Annotated in this window: 17 protein-coding genes; all 17 read left to right on the top strand. The window is 69.2% G+C overall.

Features of this window, described 5'->3' with window-relative positions:
• The first annotated feature begins 46 nt into the window (after window positions 1–46).
• Window positions 47–1,324 carry a geranylgeranyl reductase family protein gene (locus tag ACFY3D_RS04770; RefSeq protein ID WP_389974956.1) on the top strand — a complete coding sequence of 426 codons (1,278 nt, stop codon included), beginning with the start codon at window positions 47–49 and terminating at the stop codon, window positions 1,322–1,324.
• A 121-nt stretch (window positions 1,325–1,445) separates the two neighbouring features.
• Window positions 1,446–1,805: an NADH-quinone oxidoreductase subunit A gene (locus tag ACFY3D_RS04765; RefSeq protein WP_362896825.1), complete on the top strand. Its 360-nt coding sequence runs from the start codon at window positions 1,446–1,448 to the stop codon at window positions 1,803–1,805.
• Between the two features lie 2 nt (window positions 1,806–1,807).
• On the top strand, window positions 1,808–2,362 hold the full coding sequence (locus tag ACFY3D_RS04760; protein WP_350942624.1) for an NADH-quinone oxidoreductase subunit B family protein: 555 nt from the start codon (window positions 1,808–1,810) through the stop codon (window positions 2,360–2,362).
• Entirely contained in the window at window positions 2,359–3,045 is a 687-nt protein-coding gene (locus ACFY3D_RS04755) for an NADH-quinone oxidoreductase subunit C (protein ID WP_362923889.1), read from the top strand. Before ACFY3D_RS04760 ends, ACFY3D_RS04755 begins: the two co-directional genes overlap by 4 nt.
• On the top strand, window positions 3,042–4,412 hold the full coding sequence (locus tag ACFY3D_RS04750) for an NADH-quinone oxidoreductase subunit D (protein ID WP_389974951.1): 1,371 nt from the start codon (window positions 3,042–3,044) through the stop codon (window positions 4,410–4,412). The genes ACFY3D_RS04755 and ACFY3D_RS04750 overlap by 4 nt, the downstream gene beginning before the upstream one ends.
• Before the next feature lie 149 nt (window positions 4,413–4,561).
• Window positions 4,562–5,236, top strand: a complete 675-nt coding sequence (nuoE, locus tag ACFY3D_RS04745) for an NADH-quinone oxidoreductase subunit NuoE (protein ID WP_386202398.1) — start codon at window positions 4,562–4,564, stop codon at window positions 5,234–5,236.
• Between the two features lie 130 nt (window positions 5,237–5,366).
• The gene (gene nuoF, locus ACFY3D_RS04740; RefSeq protein WP_350942628.1) at window positions 5,367–6,653 is read left to right on the top strand and encodes an NADH-quinone oxidoreductase subunit NuoF; all 1,287 of its coding nucleotides are present in this window, start codon (window positions 5,367–5,369) and stop codon (window positions 6,651–6,653) included.
• A gap of 67 nt (window positions 6,654–6,720) precedes the next feature.
• The gene (locus tag ACFY3D_RS04735) at window positions 6,721–9,306 is read left to right on the top strand and encodes an NADH-quinone oxidoreductase subunit G (RefSeq protein WP_389974947.1); all 2,586 of its coding nucleotides are present in this window, start codon (window positions 6,721–6,723) and stop codon (window positions 9,304–9,306) included.
• A complete protein-coding gene (gene nuoH, locus ACFY3D_RS04730; RefSeq protein ID WP_362896821.1) occupies window positions 9,306–10,655 on the top strand; it encodes an NADH-quinone oxidoreductase subunit NuoH in 1,350 nt (449 codons plus the stop codon). The genes ACFY3D_RS04735 and nuoH overlap by 1 nt, the downstream gene beginning before the upstream one ends.
• The gene (gene nuoI, locus ACFY3D_RS04725; RefSeq protein WP_350942633.1) at window positions 10,642–11,157 is read left to right on the top strand and encodes an NADH-quinone oxidoreductase subunit NuoI; all 516 of its coding nucleotides are present in this window, start codon (window positions 10,642–10,644) and stop codon (window positions 11,155–11,157) included. The genes nuoH and nuoI overlap by 14 nt, the downstream gene beginning before the upstream one ends.
• Window positions 11,150–11,983 (top strand): NADH-quinone oxidoreductase subunit J, encoded by an 834-nt coding sequence (locus ACFY3D_RS04720; RefSeq protein WP_389974944.1) that lies wholly within the window; start codon window positions 11,150–11,152, stop codon window positions 11,981–11,983. Before nuoI ends, ACFY3D_RS04720 begins: the two co-directional genes overlap by 8 nt.
• Window positions 11,980–12,276 (top strand): NADH-quinone oxidoreductase subunit NuoK, encoded by a 297-nt coding sequence (gene nuoK / locus ACFY3D_RS04715; RefSeq protein ID WP_350942636.1) that lies wholly within the window; start codon window positions 11,980–11,982, stop codon window positions 12,274–12,276. Before ACFY3D_RS04720 ends, nuoK begins: the two co-directional genes overlap by 4 nt.
• A 66-nt stretch (window positions 12,277–12,342) precedes the next feature.
• The gene (gene nuoL / locus ACFY3D_RS04710; RefSeq protein ID WP_389975633.1) at window positions 12,343–14,211 is read left to right on the top strand and encodes an NADH-quinone oxidoreductase subunit L; all 1,869 of its coding nucleotides are present in this window, start codon (window positions 12,343–12,345) and stop codon (window positions 14,209–14,211) included.
• A complete protein-coding gene (locus tag ACFY3D_RS04705; RefSeq protein ID WP_389974941.1) occupies window positions 14,211–15,824 on the top strand; it encodes an NADH-quinone oxidoreductase subunit M in 1,614 nt (537 codons plus the stop codon). The genes nuoL and ACFY3D_RS04705 overlap by 1 nt, the downstream gene beginning before the upstream one ends.
• Window positions 15,821–17,371 carry an NADH-quinone oxidoreductase subunit NuoN gene (nuoN, locus tag ACFY3D_RS04700; RefSeq protein ID WP_389974938.1) on the top strand — a complete coding sequence of 517 codons (1,551 nt, stop codon included), beginning with the start codon at window positions 15,821–15,823 and terminating at the stop codon, window positions 17,369–17,371. The genes ACFY3D_RS04705 and nuoN overlap by 4 nt, the downstream gene beginning before the upstream one ends.
• A gap of 14 nt (window positions 17,372–17,385) precedes the next feature.
• Window positions 17,386–18,381 (top strand): polyprenyl synthetase family protein, encoded by a 996-nt coding sequence (locus ACFY3D_RS04695; RefSeq protein ID WP_389974935.1) that lies wholly within the window; start codon window positions 17,386–17,388, stop codon window positions 18,379–18,381.
• A 405-nt stretch (window positions 18,382–18,786) separates the two neighbouring features.
• On the top strand, window positions 18,787–19,140 hold the full coding sequence (locus ACFY3D_RS04690) for a MarR family winged helix-turn-helix transcriptional regulator (RefSeq protein WP_389974932.1): 354 nt from the start codon (window positions 18,787–18,789) through the stop codon (window positions 19,138–19,140).
• The last annotated feature ends 2 nt before the right edge of the window (window positions 19,141–19,142 follow it).

Genomic DNA, 19,142 nt, shown 5'->3' with positions numbered 1-19,142 from the left:
CCCCTTACCCCGAGGCCCCCACAGCGTGTAGGACAGGACAGGTCCCGTGACCGTGCCAGCCGCCACACAGCGGAAAGTCGCTGAGGCTGACGCCGACGTCATCGTCGTCGGCGCCGGGCCCGCCGGTTCGACAACCGCTTTCCATCTCGCGCAGGCCGGGCTCGACGTCCTGCTGCTCGAGAAGACCACCTTCCCCCGTGAGAAAGTCTGCGGCGACGGGCTGACCCCCCGGGCGGTGAAACGGCTCATCGCGATGGGGATCGACATCGACGCCCCCGGCTGGGTCCGCAACAAGGGCCTGCGCGTGGTCGGCGGCGGGATGCGCTTCGAGCTCGACTGGCCCGAGCTGTCGAGTTTCCCCGACTTCGGGCTGGTCCGCACCCGCCAGGACTTCGACGAGATCCTCGCCGCCAACGCGGTCAAGGCGGGCGCCCGCCTGCTGCAGGGGGTGAACGTCACCGCCCCGATCCTCGACGAGCGCAGCGGGCACGTCGCCGGCGTCGTCGCGAAGCGGGACGGCGAGGAGGTCGTCTACCGCTCGCGGCTGGTGGTCGCCGCCGACGGCAACTCCACCCGCGTCTCCCTCGCGATGGGGCTGCACAAGCGCGAGGACCGCCCGATGGGCGTCGCGGTGCGGACATACTTCGAGAGCCCCCGCCACGACGACGACTACCTGGAGACCTGGCTGGAGCTGTGGGACGGCGACACCCTGCTGCCCGGCTACGGCTGGATCTTCGGCGTCGGCGACGGCACCTCCAACGTGGGCCTCGGACTGCTGAACACCAGCGAGTCCTTCAAGGGCATGGACTACCGCGACCTGCTCAAGCGCTGGGTGAAGGGGATGCCCCCCGAGTGGGGCTACGTCGAGGAGAACATGACGACCCCCATCAGGGGCGCCGCGCTGCCGATGGCCTTCAACCGCCAGCCGCACTACACGCGGGGCCTGGTGCTGGTGGGCGACGCGGGCGGGATGATCAACCCGTTCAACGGCGAGGGCATCGCGTACGCGATGGAGAGCGGCCACATCGCCGCCGAGACGATCGTCCAGGCGCTCGGCAGGGTCACCCCCGCGCAGCGGGAGCGCGTGCTGCGCGCTTACCCCCAGAGGCTGAAAGACGCATACGGTGGTTACTTCACCCTCGGCAGGGGGTTCGTGGAGCTGATCGGGCATCGCGGGGTGATGAACTTCGCCACGCGTCACGCGTTGCCACACCCCCACCTGATGCGGTTCGCGCTCAAGCTCCTTGCTAATCTCACCGACCGGCGAGGTGACGCGTCCGACCGCATCATCAACGCCCTGTCGAAGGTGGCGCCACCGGCATGAGGTCGACGAGTGCCGAGCACCTGGAGCCGTGGGCGATGATCGCTTTGCCTAGACTTTCGAAATACACCACAACGCAGAGCTACGCGCCGGCGCGCGTGGAGATGGGAGAGGAGGCGTAGCGATGGAGTTGTACGCACCCATCCTGGTGCTCGCCGTGCTCGCGGCGGGATTTGCGGTCTTCTCGGTGACGATCGCCCCCTTCACCGGTCCCAAGCGCTGGAACCGCGCGAAGCTCGACGCCTACGAATGCGGCATCGAGCCGACGCCCCAGCCGGTGGGCGGAGGACGCTTCCCGCTGAAGTACATGGTCACCGCGATGTTGTTCATCGTGTTCGACATCGAGATCATCTTCCTCTATCCGTGGGCGGTCGCGTTCGACAAGCTCGGGATCTTCGGGTTGGTCGAGATGCTGCTGTTCATCGTCACCGTGCTCGTGGCCTACGCGTACGTGTGGCGCCGCAAGGGTCTGGACTGGGACTAGATATGGGTCTTGAAGAGAAACTTCCGAGCGGGTTCATGCTCAGCACGGTCGAGCAGGTGGCCGGCTGGGCGCGCAAGAACTCCGTCTGGCCGGCGACGTTCGGCCTCGCGTGCTGCGCCATCGAGCTGATGTCCACCGGCGGTCCCAAGCACGACCTGGCGCGCTTCGGCATGGAGCGCGCCTCGGCGTCTCCGCGCCAGGCCGACCTGATGATCGTCGCGGGGCGGCTCTCGCAGAAGATGGCCCCGGTGCTGCGCCAGATCTACGACCAGATGGCCGAGCCCAAGTGGGTCATCGCGATGGGCGTCTGCGCCTCCAGCGGCGGCATGTTCAACAACTACGCGATCGTGCAGGGCGTCGACCACGTCGTCCCCGTCGACATCTACCTGCCCGGCTGCCCGCCGCGCCCCGAGATGCTCATCGACGCGATCGTCAAGCTGCACGACAAGATCCAGAACATGAAGTTCGGCGCGCACCGCGCCAAGCAGATCGACGAGCTCGAACTGCAGGCCCTGCGGACGCTGCCGCTGATCGACCAGGGGAGCGCCAAGAAATGACGAGCGAACCCACCGAGAACCTCCCCGAGGTGCCGAAGGAGCCGATCGCCCACCTGGGCATGTTCGGCGCCTCGGGCACCGGTGACACCTCGGGCTACGGCCGCCTCGTCGTGCGGCGCAAGCCCGAACTGTCCAGCCCCCGCCCGTACGGCGGTTACTTCGACACCGTCGCCGACGAACTGGAGCGCGCCCTCGGCGGCGACCTCGGCGACGCCGTCGAGCGCGTGGTCGTCGACCGCGGCGAGCTGACCTTCCACGTCAGGCGTGAGCGCCTGCTCGACGTCATGAAGACCCTGCGCGACGACCCCGCCCTGCGCTTCGAGCTCTCGCTCGGCGTCTCCGGCGTGCACTACCCCCACCTGGAGGGCCAGGAGCTGCACGCGGTGATCCACCTGTGCTCGATCACCCACAACCGCCGTCTGCGCGTCGAGGTCTCCTGCCCCGACGACGACCGGCACATCCCCTCCACGGTCTCCGTCTACCCGACGCACGACTGGCACGAGCGCGAGACCTGGGACTTCTTCGGCATCGTCTTCGACGGGCACCCGGCGCTGACCCGGATCATGATGCCCGACGACTGGGACGGTCACCCCCAGCGCAAGGACTACCCGCTCGGCGGAATCCCGGTCGAGTACCGCGGCGCCGAGATCCCCGCGCCGGACCAGAGGAGGTCCTACACATGAGCGTCCCCCACCAGGAGACGAAGGAGACCGTCGGGAACGGCCCGTACGACGCGTACGACGAGGCCACCGAAGGCAAGGTCTACACCGTCTCGGGCAACGACTGGAGCGAGCTGGTCGAGAGCCTCTCCGGCCAGCAGGACCAGCAGCTCGTCATCAACATGGGCCCCCAGCACCCGTCCACGCACGGCGTGCTCCGCCTGGTCCTGAACCTGGACGGCGAGACGGTCACCGAGGCCCGCACGGTCATCGGCTACCTGCACACCGGCATCGAGAAGAACCTCGAATACCGGACGTGGACCCAGGGCACCACGTTCGTCACCCGGATGGACTACCTGGCGCCGATCTTCAACGAGACCGCCTACTGCATGGGCGTCGAGCGGCTGCTCGGCATCACCGACCGGGTTCCCGAGCGGGCCCAGGCGATCCGCGTGATGATGATGGAGCTCACCCGGATCTCCTCGCACATGGTGGCGATCGGCACCTTCGGCATGGAACTGGGCGCGACCACGCCGTTCCTGTTCGGGTCGCGCGAGCGCGAGATGGTGCTCGACGTGATGGAGTACATCACCGGCCTGCGGATGAACATGGCCTACGTCAGGCCGGGCGGCGTCTCCGTCGACCTGCCCGCGGGCGCCGTCGACAAGGTCGGCGAGCTGCTCAAGGTCATGCCGGGGCGCATCAAGGACATGCGCAAGATGCTGGACGCGAACCCGGTCTACCTGGCCCGCACCAAGGACATCGCCTACCTCGACCTCACCGGCTGCATGGCGCTGGGCGTCACCGGCCCGATGCTGCGGGCCGCGGGACTGCCGTGGGACCTGCGCAAGTCGCAGCCCTACTGCGGCTACGAGACCTACGAGTTCGACGTCCCGACCGAGAAGACCGCCGACGTCTACGGCCGCTACCTGGTACGGGTCGCCGAGATGGAGGAGTCGCTCAAGATCATCGAGCAGGCTCTCGACCGCCTCTCCGGGCCGCTCAAGAACGGCCGGGTGATGGTCGACGACAAGAAGATCGGCTGGCCCGCGCAGCTCGCGCTCGGCCCCGACGGCCTGGGCAACTCGCCCGACCACATCGCGCACATCATGAGCGGCTCCATGGAGGCGCTGATCCACCACTTCAAGCTGGTGACCGAGGGCTTCCGGGTCCCGGCGGGGCAGGCGTACGCCGCCGTCGAGTCGCCCCGGGGCGAGCTCGGCGCCCACGTGGTCAGCGACGGCGGTACCCGCCCCTACCGCGTACACTTCCGCGACCCGTCCTTCACGAACCTGCAGGCCATGCCCGTGACGTGCGAGGGCGGCATGGTCGCCGACGTCATCTCGGCGGTGGCCTCGATCGACCCGGTGATGGGAGGTGTCGACCGATGAGTTCCAGCAAGGGTACGGACAGCCGGCCGGCGCACGAGAAGGTCGACGCGAGCACGGGCACCGGCCTGACGGGCGAGAGCGCCCTCGGGACGACCACCGCCCTGGGCGGCGAGCCCTCGAACGAGGCCGCCCGCGCGGGCGGCGAGGAGGTGAGCGCGACCGTGTCCAAGGGGTACGCGCCGGAAGTGCGGGAGCGCCTGGAGCGCGACGCCAAGGAGATCATCGGCCGCTACCCGAAGCCGCGGTCGGCCCTGCTGCCCCTGCTGCACCTGGTGCAGTCCGAGGACGGCTACGTCTCCGACGACGGCCACGAGTTCTGCGCCGAGATCCTCGGCCTGAGCAAGGCCGAGGTCGTCGGCGTCTCCACCTTCTACACGATGTACAAGCGCAGGCCGATGGGCCAGTACCACGTGGGCGTGTGCATCAACACGCTCTGCGCGGTGATGGGCGGCGACCAGATCTGGGACGAGCTGTCCGAGCACACCGGCATCGGCCACGACGAGACGACCCCCGACGGCAAGGTCTCGCTGGAGCGGCTGGAGTGCAACGCCGCCTGCGACTTCGCCCCGGTGATGATGGTCAACTGGGAGTTCTTCGACAACCAGACCCCGGCGTCGGCCAAGCAGCTCGTCGACGACCTCAGGGACGGCAAGGAACTCTCCCCGACCCGGGGTCCGAAGAAGCTCTGCACGTTCAAGGAGGCCTCCCGGGTGCTCGCGGGCCTGCCCGACGGCCTGGCCGGCGACGGCCCTTCGGCGAAGGGCGCCTCCCTGGAGGGCCTGAAGATCGCGAAGGCGAACGGATGGAAGGCTCCGGAGGCGTGAGCGTGACACGCAGCGGAGCCACCACGAGCGGACGTGCCGGTCAGACCGGCGCGTGCGGGCGTAACGAGCGTGCCGACAGGCACGGCGCGGCCTCGTCACGGAGCGACGGGCTGTCAGGCGAGGAGACGAAGTGACCACTCTCACCCCGGTTCTCACCGCGAACTGGGACCAGCCCAACTCCTTCACCCTGGAGGGCTACGGCGACTACTCGGCGGCCAAGAAGGCGCTGGGCATGGACCCCGACGCCGTCATCCAGGCCGTCAAGGACTCCGGACTGCGCGGCCGAGGCGGCGCGGGCTTCCCCACCGGCATGAAGTGGGGCTTCATCCCCCAGGGGGACGGCAAGCCGCACTATCTGGTGGTGAACGCCGACGAGTCCGAGCCGGGCACGTGCAAGGACATCCCGCTGATGATGGCGAACCCGCACGCGCTCGTCGAGGGCGTCATCATCACCGCGTACGCGATCCGGGCCAACCACGCCTTCATCTACGTGCGCGGCGAGGTGCTGCACGTGGTGCGCCGCCTGCAGGCGGCCGTGGCCGAGGCGTACGCCAAGGGCCACCTCGGCACCGACCTGTTCGGCTCCGGCTTCGACCTGGAGCTGGTCGTGCACAGCGGCGCCGGCGCCTACATCTGCGGCGAGGAGACGGCGCTGCTCGACTCGCTGGAGGGCTATCGCGGCCAACCTCGGCTCAAGCCCCCCTTCCCCGCCGTGGCGGGCCTGTACGCCTCGCCGACCGTCGTCAACAACGTCGAGTCGGTCGCGAGTGTTCCCTCCATCATCGCCAACGGCGCCGACTGGTTCGCCGGGATGGGCACGGAGAAGTCCAAGGGCTTCGGCATCTTCTCGCTGAGCGGCCACGTGACCAGGCCCGGCCAGTACGAGGCCCCGCTCGGCATCACGCTGCGCGAGCTGCTGGAGATGTCCGGCGGCATCCGCGAGGGACACCGGCTCAAGTTCTGGACCCCCGGCGGGTCGAGCACCCCGATCTTCACCGACGAGCACCTCGACGTCCCGCTGGACTTCGAGTCCGTCGGGGCGAAGGGCTCGATGCTCGGCACCCGGGCCCTGCAGATCTTCGACGAGACCACCTGCGTGGTGCGCGCGGTGCTCCGCTGGACGGAGTTCTACGCGCACGAGTCGTGCGGCAAGTGCACCCCCTGCCGGGAGGGCACCTTCTGGCTCAAGCAGGTGCTCAAGCGGCTGGAGAAGGGTCAGGGCACCGAAGAGGACCTGACCACGATCACCGACATCGCCGACAACATCCTGGGACGCTCCTTCTGCGCCCTGGGCGACGGTGCCACCAGCCCCATCCACTCGTCGGTGAAGCACTTCCGCGACGAATACCTCAAGCACTTCGAGATCGGCGGCTGCCCGTTCGATCACGCCCCGTCCACGGTGTGGGGTGCCCAGTGAGCGCGCGGATCCAGGCAACCGGCAAGCACAGCACCGTCTCGGTCACCAGGCCGACGGAGGAGACGCCATGACCGTCGAAACCACCCCGGAGCAGCAGGCGCCGGTGAACCTGGTCACCGTCACCATCGACGGCTTCCAGGTGAGCGTCCCGAAGGGCACGCTCATCATCCGGGCCGCCGAGCTGCTCGGCATCCAGATCCCCCGGTTCTGCGACCACCCGCTGCTGGAGCCGGCCGCCAACTGCCGCCAGTGCCTGGTGGACATCCCCGACGCCGGCAACGGCCGCGGCTTCCCCAAGCCGCAGCCCTCCTGCGCGATCGAGGTCGCCGAGGGCATGGTCGTGCAGACCCAGCTCACCTCCCCGGTCGCCGAGAAGGCGCAGCGCGGCGTGATGGAGCTGCTGCTCCTGAACCACCCGCTCGACTGCCCGGTCTGCGACAAGGGCGGCGAGTGCCCGCTGCAGAACCAGGCGATGTCCAACGGCCAGGGCGAGAGCCGCTTCGTCGAGAAGAAGCGGATCTTCGAGAAGCCGGTCGCGCTCTCCTCGGAGGTGCTGCTCGACCGCGAGCGCTGCGTCCAGTGCGCACGCTGCATCCGCTTCTCCGACGAGATCGCCGGCGACCCGCTCATCGACTTCTTCGAGCGCGGCGCCAAGGAGCAGGTCGCCACCGCCGACGGCCGCCCGTTCGAGTCCTACTTCTCCGGCAACACCGTGCAGATCTGCCCGGTGGGCGCGCTCACCGGTGCCGCGTACCGCTTCCAGGCCCGCCCGTTCGACCTGGTCTCCACGCCCAGCGCCTGCGAGCACTGCGCGAGCGGCTGCTCGCTGCGCACCGACCACCGGCGCGGCAAGGTCACCCGCCGCCTCGCCGGGGACGACCCCGAGGTGAACGAGGAGTGGAACTGCGACAAGGGTCGCTGGGCCTTCACCTACGCCACCCAGCCCGACCGGCTGAAGACCCCCCTCGTCCGTGACGAGGAGGGACGCCTGGTCCCCGCCTCCTGGCCCGAGGCGTTCGCCGCGGCCGCCAAGGGCCTGTCCGCGGCACGCGGACGCGCGGGCGTGCTGGTCGGCGGTCGCCTCACCGTCGAGGAGGCGTATGGGTACGCGAAGTTCGCCCGGATCGCCCTCGGCACGAACGACGTCGACTTCCGCGCCAGGCCGCACTCCGAGGAGGAGGCGCGGTTCCTGGCGCACGCCGTCGCCGGCCGGGGCATCGAGGTCCGCTACGCCGACCTGGAAAAGGCGCCCGCGGTGCTCCTGGCCGGGTTCGAGCCCGACGAGGAGTCGCCGATCGTCTTCCTGCGCCTGCGCAAGGCGGCACGGAAGAAGGGCCTGAAGGTCTTCTCGGTCGCTCCGTTCGCCGGTCCCGGCCTCGCGAAGATGGGCGGCACCCTCATCCCGGCGGTGCCGGGCACCGAGACCGCCGTGCTGGACGACCTGGCCACCGTGGACGCGATCGCCGCCGAGGCGATCAGGCAGCCGGGCGCGATCATCCTCGCCGGTGAGCGGCTCGCCACCGTGCCGGGCGCGCTTTCCGCGCTGCTGCGGCTCGCCGACTCCACCGGCGCCCGGCTGGCCTGGATCCCGCGCCGCGCCGGTGAGCGCGGCGCGATCGAGGCCGGTGCGCTGCCGAACCTGCTGCCGATCGGCCGCCCGGTCGGCGACGAGACCGCCCGCGCCGAGGTGGCGAGGGCCTGGAACGTCGCCTCCCTGCCCGAGGGGGAGGGCCGCGACACCACCGCAATGCTGGCGGCGGCGCTCGACGGCCAGATCGACGCCCTCGTCGTCGCCGGTGTCGACCCCTACGACCTGCCGGCGCCGCAGGCCGCACTGCTCGCCCTGGAGAACACCCCGTTCATCGTGAGCCTGGAGCAGCGCGCCAGCGCGGTCACCGACCGCGCCGACGTGGTGCTCCCCGTCGCCGTGGTGGCCGAGAAGTCGGGCACCTTCGTCGACTGGGAGGGACGCGGGCGCACCTTCGCCGAGGCGATCCCGGTTCCGGGGATCATGAGTGACCTGCGGGTCGTCTCCGCCATCGCCGACGCGATGGACGTGCACCTCGGCCTGCCCGACCCGGCCGCCGCCCGCCGCGAGCTCGGCGCGATCGGCGCGTGGCGCGGCCCCAGGGCCGCCGCCCCCGACGCGGCCGGCCGGACCGCGGCCAGGCCGGCCGTGGGAGAGGCCGTCCTGGCCAGCTGGCACCTGCTGCTCGACGACGGTCGCCTGCAGGCCGGAGAGCCGTACCTGGCGGGCACCGCCCGCCCGGCGTACGCGCTGGTGTCGGAGTCGACCGCGGCCGAGTCCGGCTTGGTCGACGGCGGCGAGATCGTCGTCACCGGCGAGCGCGGCTCGATGAGCCTGCCCTTCCGGATCGCGGACCTGCCCGACCGGGTGGTGTGGCTGCCCGCCAACTCCGCGGGCCGCTCGGTCACCCGGGACCTGCGCGCCGTCGCCGGTGACGTCGTCAGGATCGGCGCCTCCTCGCCAGGCCCCGTGTCCGCAGGAGACGCCGCCGTCGCGCCCGCCGCGGCGAGCCCGGTCACGCCGGGCTCGGCGAGCACCGTCGCGGGCACCGGACCCGACGAGCGTGCCACCGGCACCACGGCCGGCGAGGCACGTGCCGCCGGCGAAGCCAACGAGGAGCGGTAATGAATGCCCGGACTCTTCTAGCGGCCGATCCGACCCTCGCCGACTTCGGCAAGGACCCGCTCTGGATCAGCATCATCAAGGCCGTCGTCATCTTCATCGTCCTGATGCTGGGCGTGCTGTTCGGCGTGTGGTTCGAGCGCAAGCTCATCTCCCGCATGCAGAACCGGTACGGCCCCAACCGGGCGGGCAAGTTCGGGTTGCTCCAGTCGGTGGCCGACGGTCTCAAGATGGGGCTGAAGGAAGACCTGATGCCCAGGACCGTCGACAAGGTGATCTACTTCATCGCCCCGGTCGTCCTGGCGGTCCCGGCCTTCATGGCCTTCTCCGTCATCCCGATGGGCCCGATGGTCTCGATGTTCGGGGTGCAGACGCCGCTGCAGCTCACCGACCTGCCGGTCGCGGTGCTGCTGGTGCTCGCGATGGCCTCGATCGGCGTGTACGGCATCGTGCTGGCGGGCTGGGGCTCGCGCTCCCCCTACTCGATGCTCGGCGGCCTGCGGGCCAGCGCCCAGGTGGTCTCGTACGAGATCGCGATGGGCCTGTCGTTCGTGGGCGTCTTCCTGTTCGCCGGGACCCTCTCCACCTCGGAGATCGTCGCGAAGCAGGCGTCGGGCGGGGTGTTCCCGCTCTTCGGCCTGGAGATCCCGATGCCCTCCTGGTACATGGTCCTGCTGATCCCGTCCTTCCTGATCTACATCATCACGATGCTGGGCGAGACGAACCGGGTCCCCTTCGACCTGCCCGAGGGTGAGGGCGAACTGGTCGGCGGCTTCCAGACCGAATACTCCAACTCGTTGAAGTTCGCGGTCATCATGCTCGCCGAGTACGTCAACGTCTTCGTGGTCTCCGCGGTCTCCATCACCCTGTTCATGGGCGGCTGGCGGGCCCCGTGGCCGATCTCGATGTGGGACGGGGCCAACACCGGCTGGTGGCCGCTGCTGTGGTTCTTCCTCAAGATGGTGCTGGTCTTCTCCTTCTTCGTCTGGTGCCGGGCCTCGTTGCCGCGCGTCAGGTACGACCAGCTGATGGCCCTCGGCTGGAAGATCCTCATCCCGGTCAACCTGGCCTGGATCATGCTCGTCGCCACGGTGCGGGCCCTGCAGCTGGAGGGCACCGACCGCTCGCTCGTGCTCATCCTGGCCGCGGTCGTGATGATCGCCTGCCTCGGGATCTGGTGGCGCTTCGACAGCGTGCTGCAGAAGCGCAAGGAGGCCAAGGCCGCCCAGGTCGAGGCCGAGTTCGAGCAACTCCAAGCCGAGCCGTCCGCGGGTGGCTTCCCGGTGCCGCCGCTCGACCTGCCGCACTACCACGGTGTAGCGCGCAAGGAGGTTCCCAGTGGGAGCAACTGATTGGCTGAACCCCATCAAGGGGTTCGGCGTGACCTTCCACACGATGTTCAAGAAGGTCGAGACGGTCAACTATCCCGAGGAGCAGCGGCCCACGGCGCCACGCTTCCACGGCCGGCACCAGCTCAACCGCTGGCCCGACGGCCTGGAGAAGTGCGTCGGCTGCGAGCTGTGCGCCTGGGCGTGCCCGGCCGACGCGATCTTCGTCGAGGGCGCGGACAACACCGACGAGGAGCGGTTCTCGCCGGGTGAGCGCTACGGGCGCACCTACCAGATCAACTATCTGCGGTGCATCCTGTGCGGCCTGTGCATCGAGGCGTGCCCGACACGGGCGCTCACGATGACCAACGAGTACGACCTCGCCGACACCAGCCGTGAGAGCCTGATCTACACCAAGGAGATGCTGCTCGCGCCGCTCGGTCCCGGCATGGAGATCCCGCCGCACCCCATGCGTCTCGGCGAGAACGAAGAGGACTACTACCGGCTGGGACGCAACAATGGGTGAGACCATCACGTTCTGGGTTCTCGCGGTCGTCTCGGTGGGGGCCGCCCTCGGGCTCGTCTTCAGCCGCAGGGCGGTCTACTCGGCGCTGATGCTGGGCGTCGTCATGCTGTCGCTCGCCGTGCTGTACGCCGTCCAGGAGGCACCCTTCCTCGCCGCGGTGCAGATCATCGTCTACACCGGCGCGGTCATGATGCTCTTCCTGTTCGTCCTGATGCTCGTCGGCGTCGACTCCGCCGACTCACTGGTCGAGACGATCAGGGGACAGCGCCTGTGGGCGTCCGTCGCGGGCCTGAGCTTCGCGGTGCTGCTCGCCCTGGGCGTCGGCAACGCCGTCTACGCTCCGCCCGCCGGCCTCGACGCGGCCGTGCAGGCGGCGGGCGGCAACGTGCCCGGTCTGGCGGAGCTCATCTTCACCAGATACGTCTTCGCCTTCGAGGCCACCTCGGCGCTGCTGATCACCGCCGCGCTCGGCGCGATGGTGCTGGCGCACCGCGAGCGCATCCGGCCCAAGGCCACCCAGCGTGACCTGGCCCGCGCCCGCTTCGCCGGCCCGCAGCCCTCGCCGCTGCCGGGGCCCGGCACCTACGCGCTGCACAACGCGATCGACATGCCGGCCCTGCTGCCCGACGGCACGGTCTCGGAGAAGTCCGTCAACCGGGTGCTCGCCCGGCAGGTCGCGGAGGGCTTCGAGCCGACCGACCCGGAGAAGGCGGCGCTCATCAAGCAGGTCCTGGAGAAGGAGGCGGCGCAGGGCCGTGACTCCGACTCGGGCGACGAGCCCGTCCATGTGAGGGACGCGGCACTCCAGCAGGAGGACGGCAAGTGACGACTCACTATCTGGTGCTCTCCGCGCTGCTGTTCGCGATCGGCGCCGTCGGTGTGCTGGTGCGGCGCAACGCGATCGTGGTGTTCATGTGCGTGGAGCTCATGCTCAACGCCTGCAACCTCGCGTTCGTCACCTTCGCCAGACAGCATGGCAACCTGGACGGCCAGATCATCGCGTTCTTCGTGATGGTGGTGGCCGCGGCCGAGGTCGTCGTCGGCCTCGCCATCATCGTGATGATCTTCCGAACCCGCAGGTCCGCGTCGGTGGACGACGCCAACCTGCTGAAGTACTAAGAGGTGGCCGTGGAACCCGCTGAGATCATCCAGCATTCCGGGGGCGTGATCGGAGTCTCCTGGCTCATGATCGCCCTCCCGCTGCTCGGCGCCGCGGTCCTGTTGCTGGGCGGGCGTCGCACCGACCGCTGGGGGCACCTCCTCGGCGTCGCGATGTCCCTGGCCGCCTTCGTGGTGGCGGTCGCCGCCTTCGTCGAGATCCTCGGCCTGCCCGAAGCACAGCGTCGCCAGGGCGTCGCGCTCTACCAGTTCATCCCCGGCATCGCCGACATGGGGCTGCTGATCGACCCGCTGTCGATCAGCTTCGCCCTGCTGATCACCGGTGTGGGATCGCTGATCCACATCTACTCGATCGGCTACATGTCGCACGACCAGGACCGGCGCAGGTTCTTCGCGTACCTGAACCTGTTCGTCGCGGCGATGCTCCTGCTGGTGCTGGCCGACAACTACGTCGCCCTGTTCATCGGATGGGAGGGCGTGGGCCTCGCCTCGTACCTGCTCATCGGGTTCTGGCAGTTCAAGCCCTCGGCGGCGGCCGCGGCGAAGAAGGCCTTCATCGTCAACCGCGTCGGTGACTTCGGCCTGCTGATCGCGATCTTCACGATCTTCACGACGTTCGGCACGGTTGCCTTCGGCGAGCTGTCCGGCCAGACCGTGGACGGGGCGCTTCAGTCCGGCGGCGTCTCGCAGGGCACGATCACCGCGATCGGCCTGCTGCTGCTCCTGGGCGCCTGCGGAAAGTCGGCCCAGCTGCCGCTGCAGTCGTGGCTGCTGGACGCGATGGAGGGCCCGACCCCGGTCTCGGCGCTCATCCACGCCGCGACCATGGTCACCGCGGGTGTCTACCTGGTCGTCCGCTCCGGCGCGTTCTTCGAGGCGGCCCCGACCGCGCAGCTCGTCGTGACGATCGTCGGTGTGGCCACGCTGCTCGCCGGTGCGATCATCGGTTGCGCCAAGGACGACATCAAGAAGGGCCTCGCGGGCTCGACGATGTCGCAGATCGGCTACATGATGCTCGGCGCGGGCCTCGGTCCCGTCGGCTACGCGTTCGCCATCGCGCACCTGATCGGGCACGGCTTCTTCAAGGCCAACATGTTCCTCGGGGCGGGCTCGGTGATGCACGCCATGAACGACGAGGTCGACATGCGCAAGTACGGTGGCCTGTTCTCGGTGATGAAGGTCACCGCGGCCACCTTCATCGTCGGCTACCTCGCGATCATCGGCTTCCCGCTGCTGTCCGGTTACTTCACCAAGGACGGCATCATCGAGACGGCGATGCACCACGACCCGATCCTGGGCTGGCTCGCGGTGCTGGGCGCGGGCATCACCGGCTTCTACATGTCGCGGATGGTCTTCATGACCTTCTTCGGCAAGAAGCGCTGGGCCGACGACGCGCACCCGCACGAGTCGCCCTCGGTGATGACCGTGCCGCTCATCCTGCTCTCGATCGGCTCGATCGTCCTGGGCGCCTTCATGATCTTGGACAACCGGCTCATGAGGTTCCTCGCCCCGGCGGTGGGCGCGCCCCTGCCGGAGCACTGGCCGGTGTTCCACCCCTTCAGCGTCCCCGGCCTGACCACGCTCGCGCTGGTCGCCGTCGGTGTCGTGCTCGCCTGGTTCCGCTACGGCGCCGCCGAGGTTCCCCGGGTCGCCCCGCGCGGCTCGTTCGTCACCACCTTCGCCCGCCGTGACCTGTACGGCGACGCGCTGAACGAGGCGCTGTTCATGCGCCCCGGCCAGTGGCTGGCCCGCATCGCGGTGTTCTTCGACAACCGCGGCATCGACGGCCTGGTCAACGGCCTGGCGGCGGGGATCGGCGGGACCTCCGGGCGGCTGCGCCGCATCCAGACCGGCTACGTGCGGTCCTACGCGTTGTCCATCCTCTTCGGTGCCGCCGTGGTCGTTGGCGCGCTGCTCTACGTAGGGAACATGTGATGCCCTGGCTCTCGACCCTGATAGCCGTGCCCCTGCTGGGCGCGGTGGGTGTCTCCCTTGTCAAGAGTGACAAGCTCGCCAAGCTGCTGGCCCTGGTGGTCTCGCTCGTCGTGCTGCTGCTCACCGGCGCCATCGCGGCCCAGTTCAGCCCGAACTCCGGGACGCGGTTCCAGTTCGCCGAGGTCTACGAGTGGATCCCGAGCTTCGGCGTCCACTACGGCGTCGGCGTCGACGGCATCGCCCTGGTGCTGATCGCGCTGTCGGCGGTGCTCGTGCCGATCGTGATCCTCGCCTCCTGGCACGACGCCGACGGCTCGGGGGCCGCGGCACCGCCCAAGCGGTCGGTGAAGACCTACTTCGCGCTGCTGCTGGTGCTGGAAGCGATGATGATCGGCGTCTTCGCGGCGACCGACGTCTTCCTGTTCTACGTCTTCTTCGAAGCCATGCTCATCCCGATGTACTTCATGATCGGGTCGTACGGCGGGGCGCAGCGGTCCTACGCGGCCGTGAAGTTCCTGCTGTACTCGCTCTTCGGCGGCCTGCTCATGCTGGTCGCGGTGATCGCGCTCTACGTGGTCGCCGGGAAGAACACCTTCATGTTCCCCGACCTGATCGGGGTCGTTCAGGACCCGACCACGCAGAAGTGGCTCTTCGCGGGCTTCTTCATCGCGTTCGCGGTGAAGGCGCCGCTGTGGCCGTTCCACACCTGGCTGCCCGACGCCGCCGCGCAGGCCCCGGCCGGTGCCGCGGTGCTGCTGGTGGGCGTGCTGGACAAGGTCGGCACGTACGGGATGCTCCGCTTCTGCCTGGAGCTGTTCCCCGAGGCGTCGAAGTTCTTCACCCCGCTGGTGATCGTGCTCGCGGTCGTGGGCATCGTCTACGGCGCGATCGTGGCGATCGGCCAGACCGACATGAAGCGCCTGATCGCCTACACCTCGATCTCGCACTTCGGCTTCATCGCATTGGGTGTCTTCGCGATGACCGCGAACGCGGGCGCGGGCGCCACCCTCTACATGGTGAACCACGGCTTCTCGACCGGCGCGCTGTTCCTCATCGCCGGATTCCTGATCTACCGCCGGGGTTCCAGTCAGATCGCCGACTACGGAGGCGTGCAGAAGGTCGCCCCGCTGCTCGCGGGCACCTTCCTGATCGCCGGTCTTTCCGGGCTCTCCCTGCCGGGTCTGTCCACGTTCGTCAGCGAGTTCATGGTCCTGGTCGGCACCTACGAGCGCTACCCGATCCCGGCGATCATCGCGACGAGCGGCGTCGTCCTCGCGGCCGTCTACATCCTGTGGATGTACCAGCGCATGATGACCGGTGCTCCGAACCCGGCGTACGCCGTGGCCGCCTCCTCCGTGAAGGGGCCGGTCTCCTCGGGTGAGGAGCCCGTGCGGGTCGAGGGCGACTCCCCGAAGAGGACCTACGCCATGCCCGACCTCGACCGGCGCGAGAGGTTCGTGGTGATCCCGCTGATCGCGATGCTCCTCGCCCTGGGCTTCTTCCCCAAGCCGGTGCTCGACGTGATCAATCCCGCGGTGGACAAGACGCTCACCAGCGTCAAGATCGACCAGCCCAACCCCGCCGTGGCAGACCAGAAGGGGGCCGGCGAGTGAACGGCACCATCAAAGCCCCGATGATCGAGTACGCGTTGCTCTCGCCGATGCTGCTCGTCTTCGGTGCCGCCATCCTCGGCGTGCTGATCGAGGCGTTCGCGCCCCGCTACCTGCGCAAGTCGATCCACATGCCGCTCACGCTGCTCGCCCTGCTCGGGGCGTTCCTCATGACGGTGCTCAACGCCGTCAACGGCCTGCCGGACACCCCGGCGGCGATGGGCTCCATCGCGGTGGACGGGCCCTCCCTGTTCATCTGGGGCATCATCCTCGTTCTCGCCCTGGTCAGCACGCTCCTGATCAACGACGAGGACCAGTTCGTCGCGCAGGCGGCGGCGGTGCCGGGAAGCCCCGACGAGGAGGAGGCGATCCTCAGCGGTCACGCCCAGACCGAGGTCTATCCGCTGCTGCTGTTCTCGGTCGGCGGCATGCTGCTCTTCGCCGCCTCCAACGACCTGCTGGTCATGTTCGTCGCGCTTGAGGTCCTGTCCCTGCCGCTGTACCTGCTCTGCGGCCTGGCCCGTCGTCGCCGCCTGCTCTCGCAGGAGGCGTCGGTCAAGTACTTCCTGCTCGGCGCGTTCTCCTCGGCCTTCTTCCTGTACGGGATGGCCCTGGTCTACGGCTACGCCGGGTCGGTGGACCTGCGGGCCATCAGCGACTCGCTCAGCGCGGTCAGCGGCCAGGAGACGCTGCTGCTGATCGGTACCGCGATGCTCGGCATCGGTCTGCTCTTCAAGATCGGAGCCGCGCCGTTCCAGGCGTGGAAGCCTGACGTCTACCAGGGCGCGCCCACCGCGGTCACCGCTCTGATGGCCTCCACCGTGCTCGTCGCGGCCTTCGGTGCCGTCCTCAGAGTCTTCTGGGTGGCTCTGGGGGGTCTTGAGTGGAACTGGAAGCCGGTCATGTGGGGCGTCGCGATCCTGACGATGATCGTCGGCGCGGTCCTGGCGATCACCCAGACCGAGATCAAGCGGATGCTCGCCTACTCCTCGATCGCGCACGCCGGCTTCCTGCTCACCGGCGTCGTCGCGGTCGGCGCCGCCGAGCAGAACGCGCAGGCCCTGTCGGCGATCCTGTTCTACCTGGCCGCGTACGGCTTCACCACGGTCGGCGCCTTCGCGGTCGTCACCATGGTCCGCGACGCGGGAGGCGAGGCCGGGCACCTGTCCCGGTGGGCCGGTCTGGGCAAGCGCGCCCCGGTGCTCGCGGGCATCTTCGCCTTCTTCCTGCTCGCCTTCGCCGGCATCCCGCTCACCAGCGGTTTCTTCGGCAAGTACGCCGTTTTCTCCGCGGCGGTCGCCGGTGACGCGCTGCCGCTGGTCGTCGTGGGTGTGGTCAGTTCGGCGATCGCGGCGTTCTTCTACGTCCGCGTCATCGTGCTGATGTTCTTCAGCGAGCCCTCCGCCGACGGTCCGTCCATCGCGGCTCCCACGGTGGGCACCTCGGCGGTGGTCGCTCTCGCGGCAGCGGCTACGGTAGTGCTCGGAGTCTTCCCGCAGCCGGTGCTCGATCTCGCGGACAAGGCTGCGTCCGCGCTGTTCATTCGCTAGAGGAGTAACGTTTCATGGCTGCGCCACCGGTTGTTGATCTCCCGCTTGTCGACGAACGGCTGGCGCAGGACCTCGCTACCGGACTGGCGGAGGTCGAGAAGCTGCTGCGGTCCTCGGTGCAGAGCGAGGACGCCTTCGTCACGGAGGCGTCCAAGCACCTCATCGAGGCCGGCGGCAAGAGGTTCCGGGCGATGCTGGTCCTGCTCGCCGCCCAGTTCGGCTCACCGGAGTCCGAGGGCGTGGTGCCGGGGGCCGTGGTGATCGAGCTGACCCACCTGGCGACGCTCTATCACGACGACGTGATGGACGAGGCCTCGGTCCGCAGGGGTTCCGCCTCGGCGAACGCCCGCTGGAACAACACCGTGGCCATCCTGACCGGCGACTACCTGTTCGCCCAGGCGTCGGAGATCCTCGCGGACCTCGGCTCCGACATCATCAGGATCCAGGCCCAGACGTTCTCCCGCCTGGTGCGCGGCCAGATTCGCGAGACCATCGGCCCGCGCCCCGGTGACGACCCGGTGGCCCACTACATCGGGGTGCTGGCCGACAAGACCGGCTCGCTGGTGGCCACCGGCGGCCGGTTGGGCGCGATGCTCAGCGGTGCCCCGCCCGAGATCATCGAGCGGCTGACCCAGGCCTGCGAGGCGATCGGGGTCGCCTGGCAGCTCGGTGACGACCTGCTCGACGTCGCCGCCGAGACGGGCGAGTCGGGCAAGACGCCGGGAACCGACCTACGCGAGGGCATCCGGACCCTGCCGGTGCTCTACGTCCTCGCCTCGGACGCTCCCGAGAACGCCCGCCTGCGCGAGCTGCTGGCCGGTCCGGTGGCGGAGGAGGACATCGAGGAGGCCCTGCGCCTGCTCCGCGCCGACCCCGCCATGGAGCGTGCCCGCGCCGAGCTGCTCGCCTGGGCCGACCGCGCCCGCGAGGCGCTCAACGGCCTTCCCGACATCCCGGCCCGCGCCGCCTACCTGGCACTGTGCGACTACGTGGTGGAGCGGTCCGGCTGACGTCCGGCCCATCGTGTGGCCGGGGCACGGTCCCGTCGCCCGGCACGTGCCGGGGAGCCGTTCGGCCTGGTCCTGACCACGTGGGGAAGTTGTCCGCCCGGCCCCCGACCCCGTCGGGGGCCGGTCACCCGCCCCGCGTGACCACGTCGTGAAACGTTCGGGCCCGCTGTCGCGGGCATGGTCACCCGCTCCGCGTGACCGCCTCGTGAAACGTTCGGGTGGGCCACCGCAGGCATGATCACCGGCTGGCTCGGCCGAGCTTTTTCGTGTCTCTTCCACGATATTGCTTGCAGATGAAAGCAAATAATGTACGTGCATGTAGACTCCTGCCGATGGAACACCCCAGGAGGAATCACCATGTCGTGGGACCGTTTCGCACTCTTGCACGCTCGCGTGGAGGCGGAGTTGACCAAGGCACTCCAGCGCGGGCACGGCCTCGGCCTGTCGGAGTACCGCGCACTGGGACGGCTCGCCACCGCTCCCGGCGGCTGCATGCGCATGCAGGAGCTCGCCGAGGCGGTGGGACTCAACCAGAGCTCGGTCACCCGCCTCGTCGCCCGCCTCGAATCGGCAGGGATGACCCGGCGTGACCTCTGCTCGGACGACCGCCGCGGCGTCTACTCGGTGATCACCGATGAGGGGCGCACCCGCCTGGCGGGGGCCACGCCCACCTACGAGCGCTCGCTCGCCGCGGCCCTGGAACAGGCCGACGTCGACCCGGAGCTCAGCCCGCTCGTCCTCGCGGTACGCGGCTCCTGACC

This window comes from Streptosporangium sp. NPDC000509 (genome assembly GCF_042898365.1).
Taxonomy (GTDB): domain Bacteria; phylum Actinomycetota; class Actinomycetes; order Streptosporangiales; family Streptosporangiaceae; genus Streptosporangium.
Note: the sequence above shows the minus strand (reverse complement) of the source record. Positions and strands in the feature narration are given on the sequence as shown.

Coding starts and splice junctions, on each gene's coding strand:
- ACFY3D_RS04750 (WP_389974951.1), top strand. CDS start 3,042: ATGAGCGTCCCCCACCAGGAGACGAAGGAGACCGTCGGGAACGGCCCG.
- ACFY3D_RS04760 (WP_350942624.1), top strand. CDS start 1,808: ATGGGTCTTGAAGAGAAACTTCCGAGCGGGTTCATGCTCAGCACGGTC.
- nuoL (WP_389975633.1), top strand. CDS start 12,343: ATGATCGCCCTCCCGCTGCTCGGCGCCGCGGTCCTGTTGCTGGGCGGG.
- ACFY3D_RS04755 (WP_362923889.1), top strand. CDS start 2,359: ATGACGAGCGAACCCACCGAGAACCTCCCCGAGGTGCCGAAGGAGCCG.
- nuoH (WP_362896821.1), top strand. CDS start 9,306: ATGAATGCCCGGACTCTTCTAGCGGCCGATCCGACCCTCGCCGACTTC.
- ACFY3D_RS04765 (WP_362896825.1), top strand. CDS start 1,446: ATGGAGTTGTACGCACCCATCCTGGTGCTCGCCGTGCTCGCGGCGGGA.
- ACFY3D_RS04705 (WP_389974941.1), top strand. CDS start 14,211: ATGCCCTGGCTCTCGACCCTGATAGCCGTGCCCCTGCTGGGCGCGGTG.
- ACFY3D_RS04735 (WP_389974947.1), top strand. CDS start 6,721: ATGACCGTCGAAACCACCCCGGAGCAGCAGGCGCCGGTGAACCTGGTC.
- ACFY3D_RS04695 (WP_389974935.1), top strand. CDS start 17,386: ATGGCTGCGCCACCGGTTGTTGATCTCCCGCTTGTCGACGAACGGCTG.
- ACFY3D_RS04720 (WP_389974944.1), top strand. CDS start 11,150: ATGGGTGAGACCATCACGTTCTGGGTTCTCGCGGTCGTCTCGGTGGGG.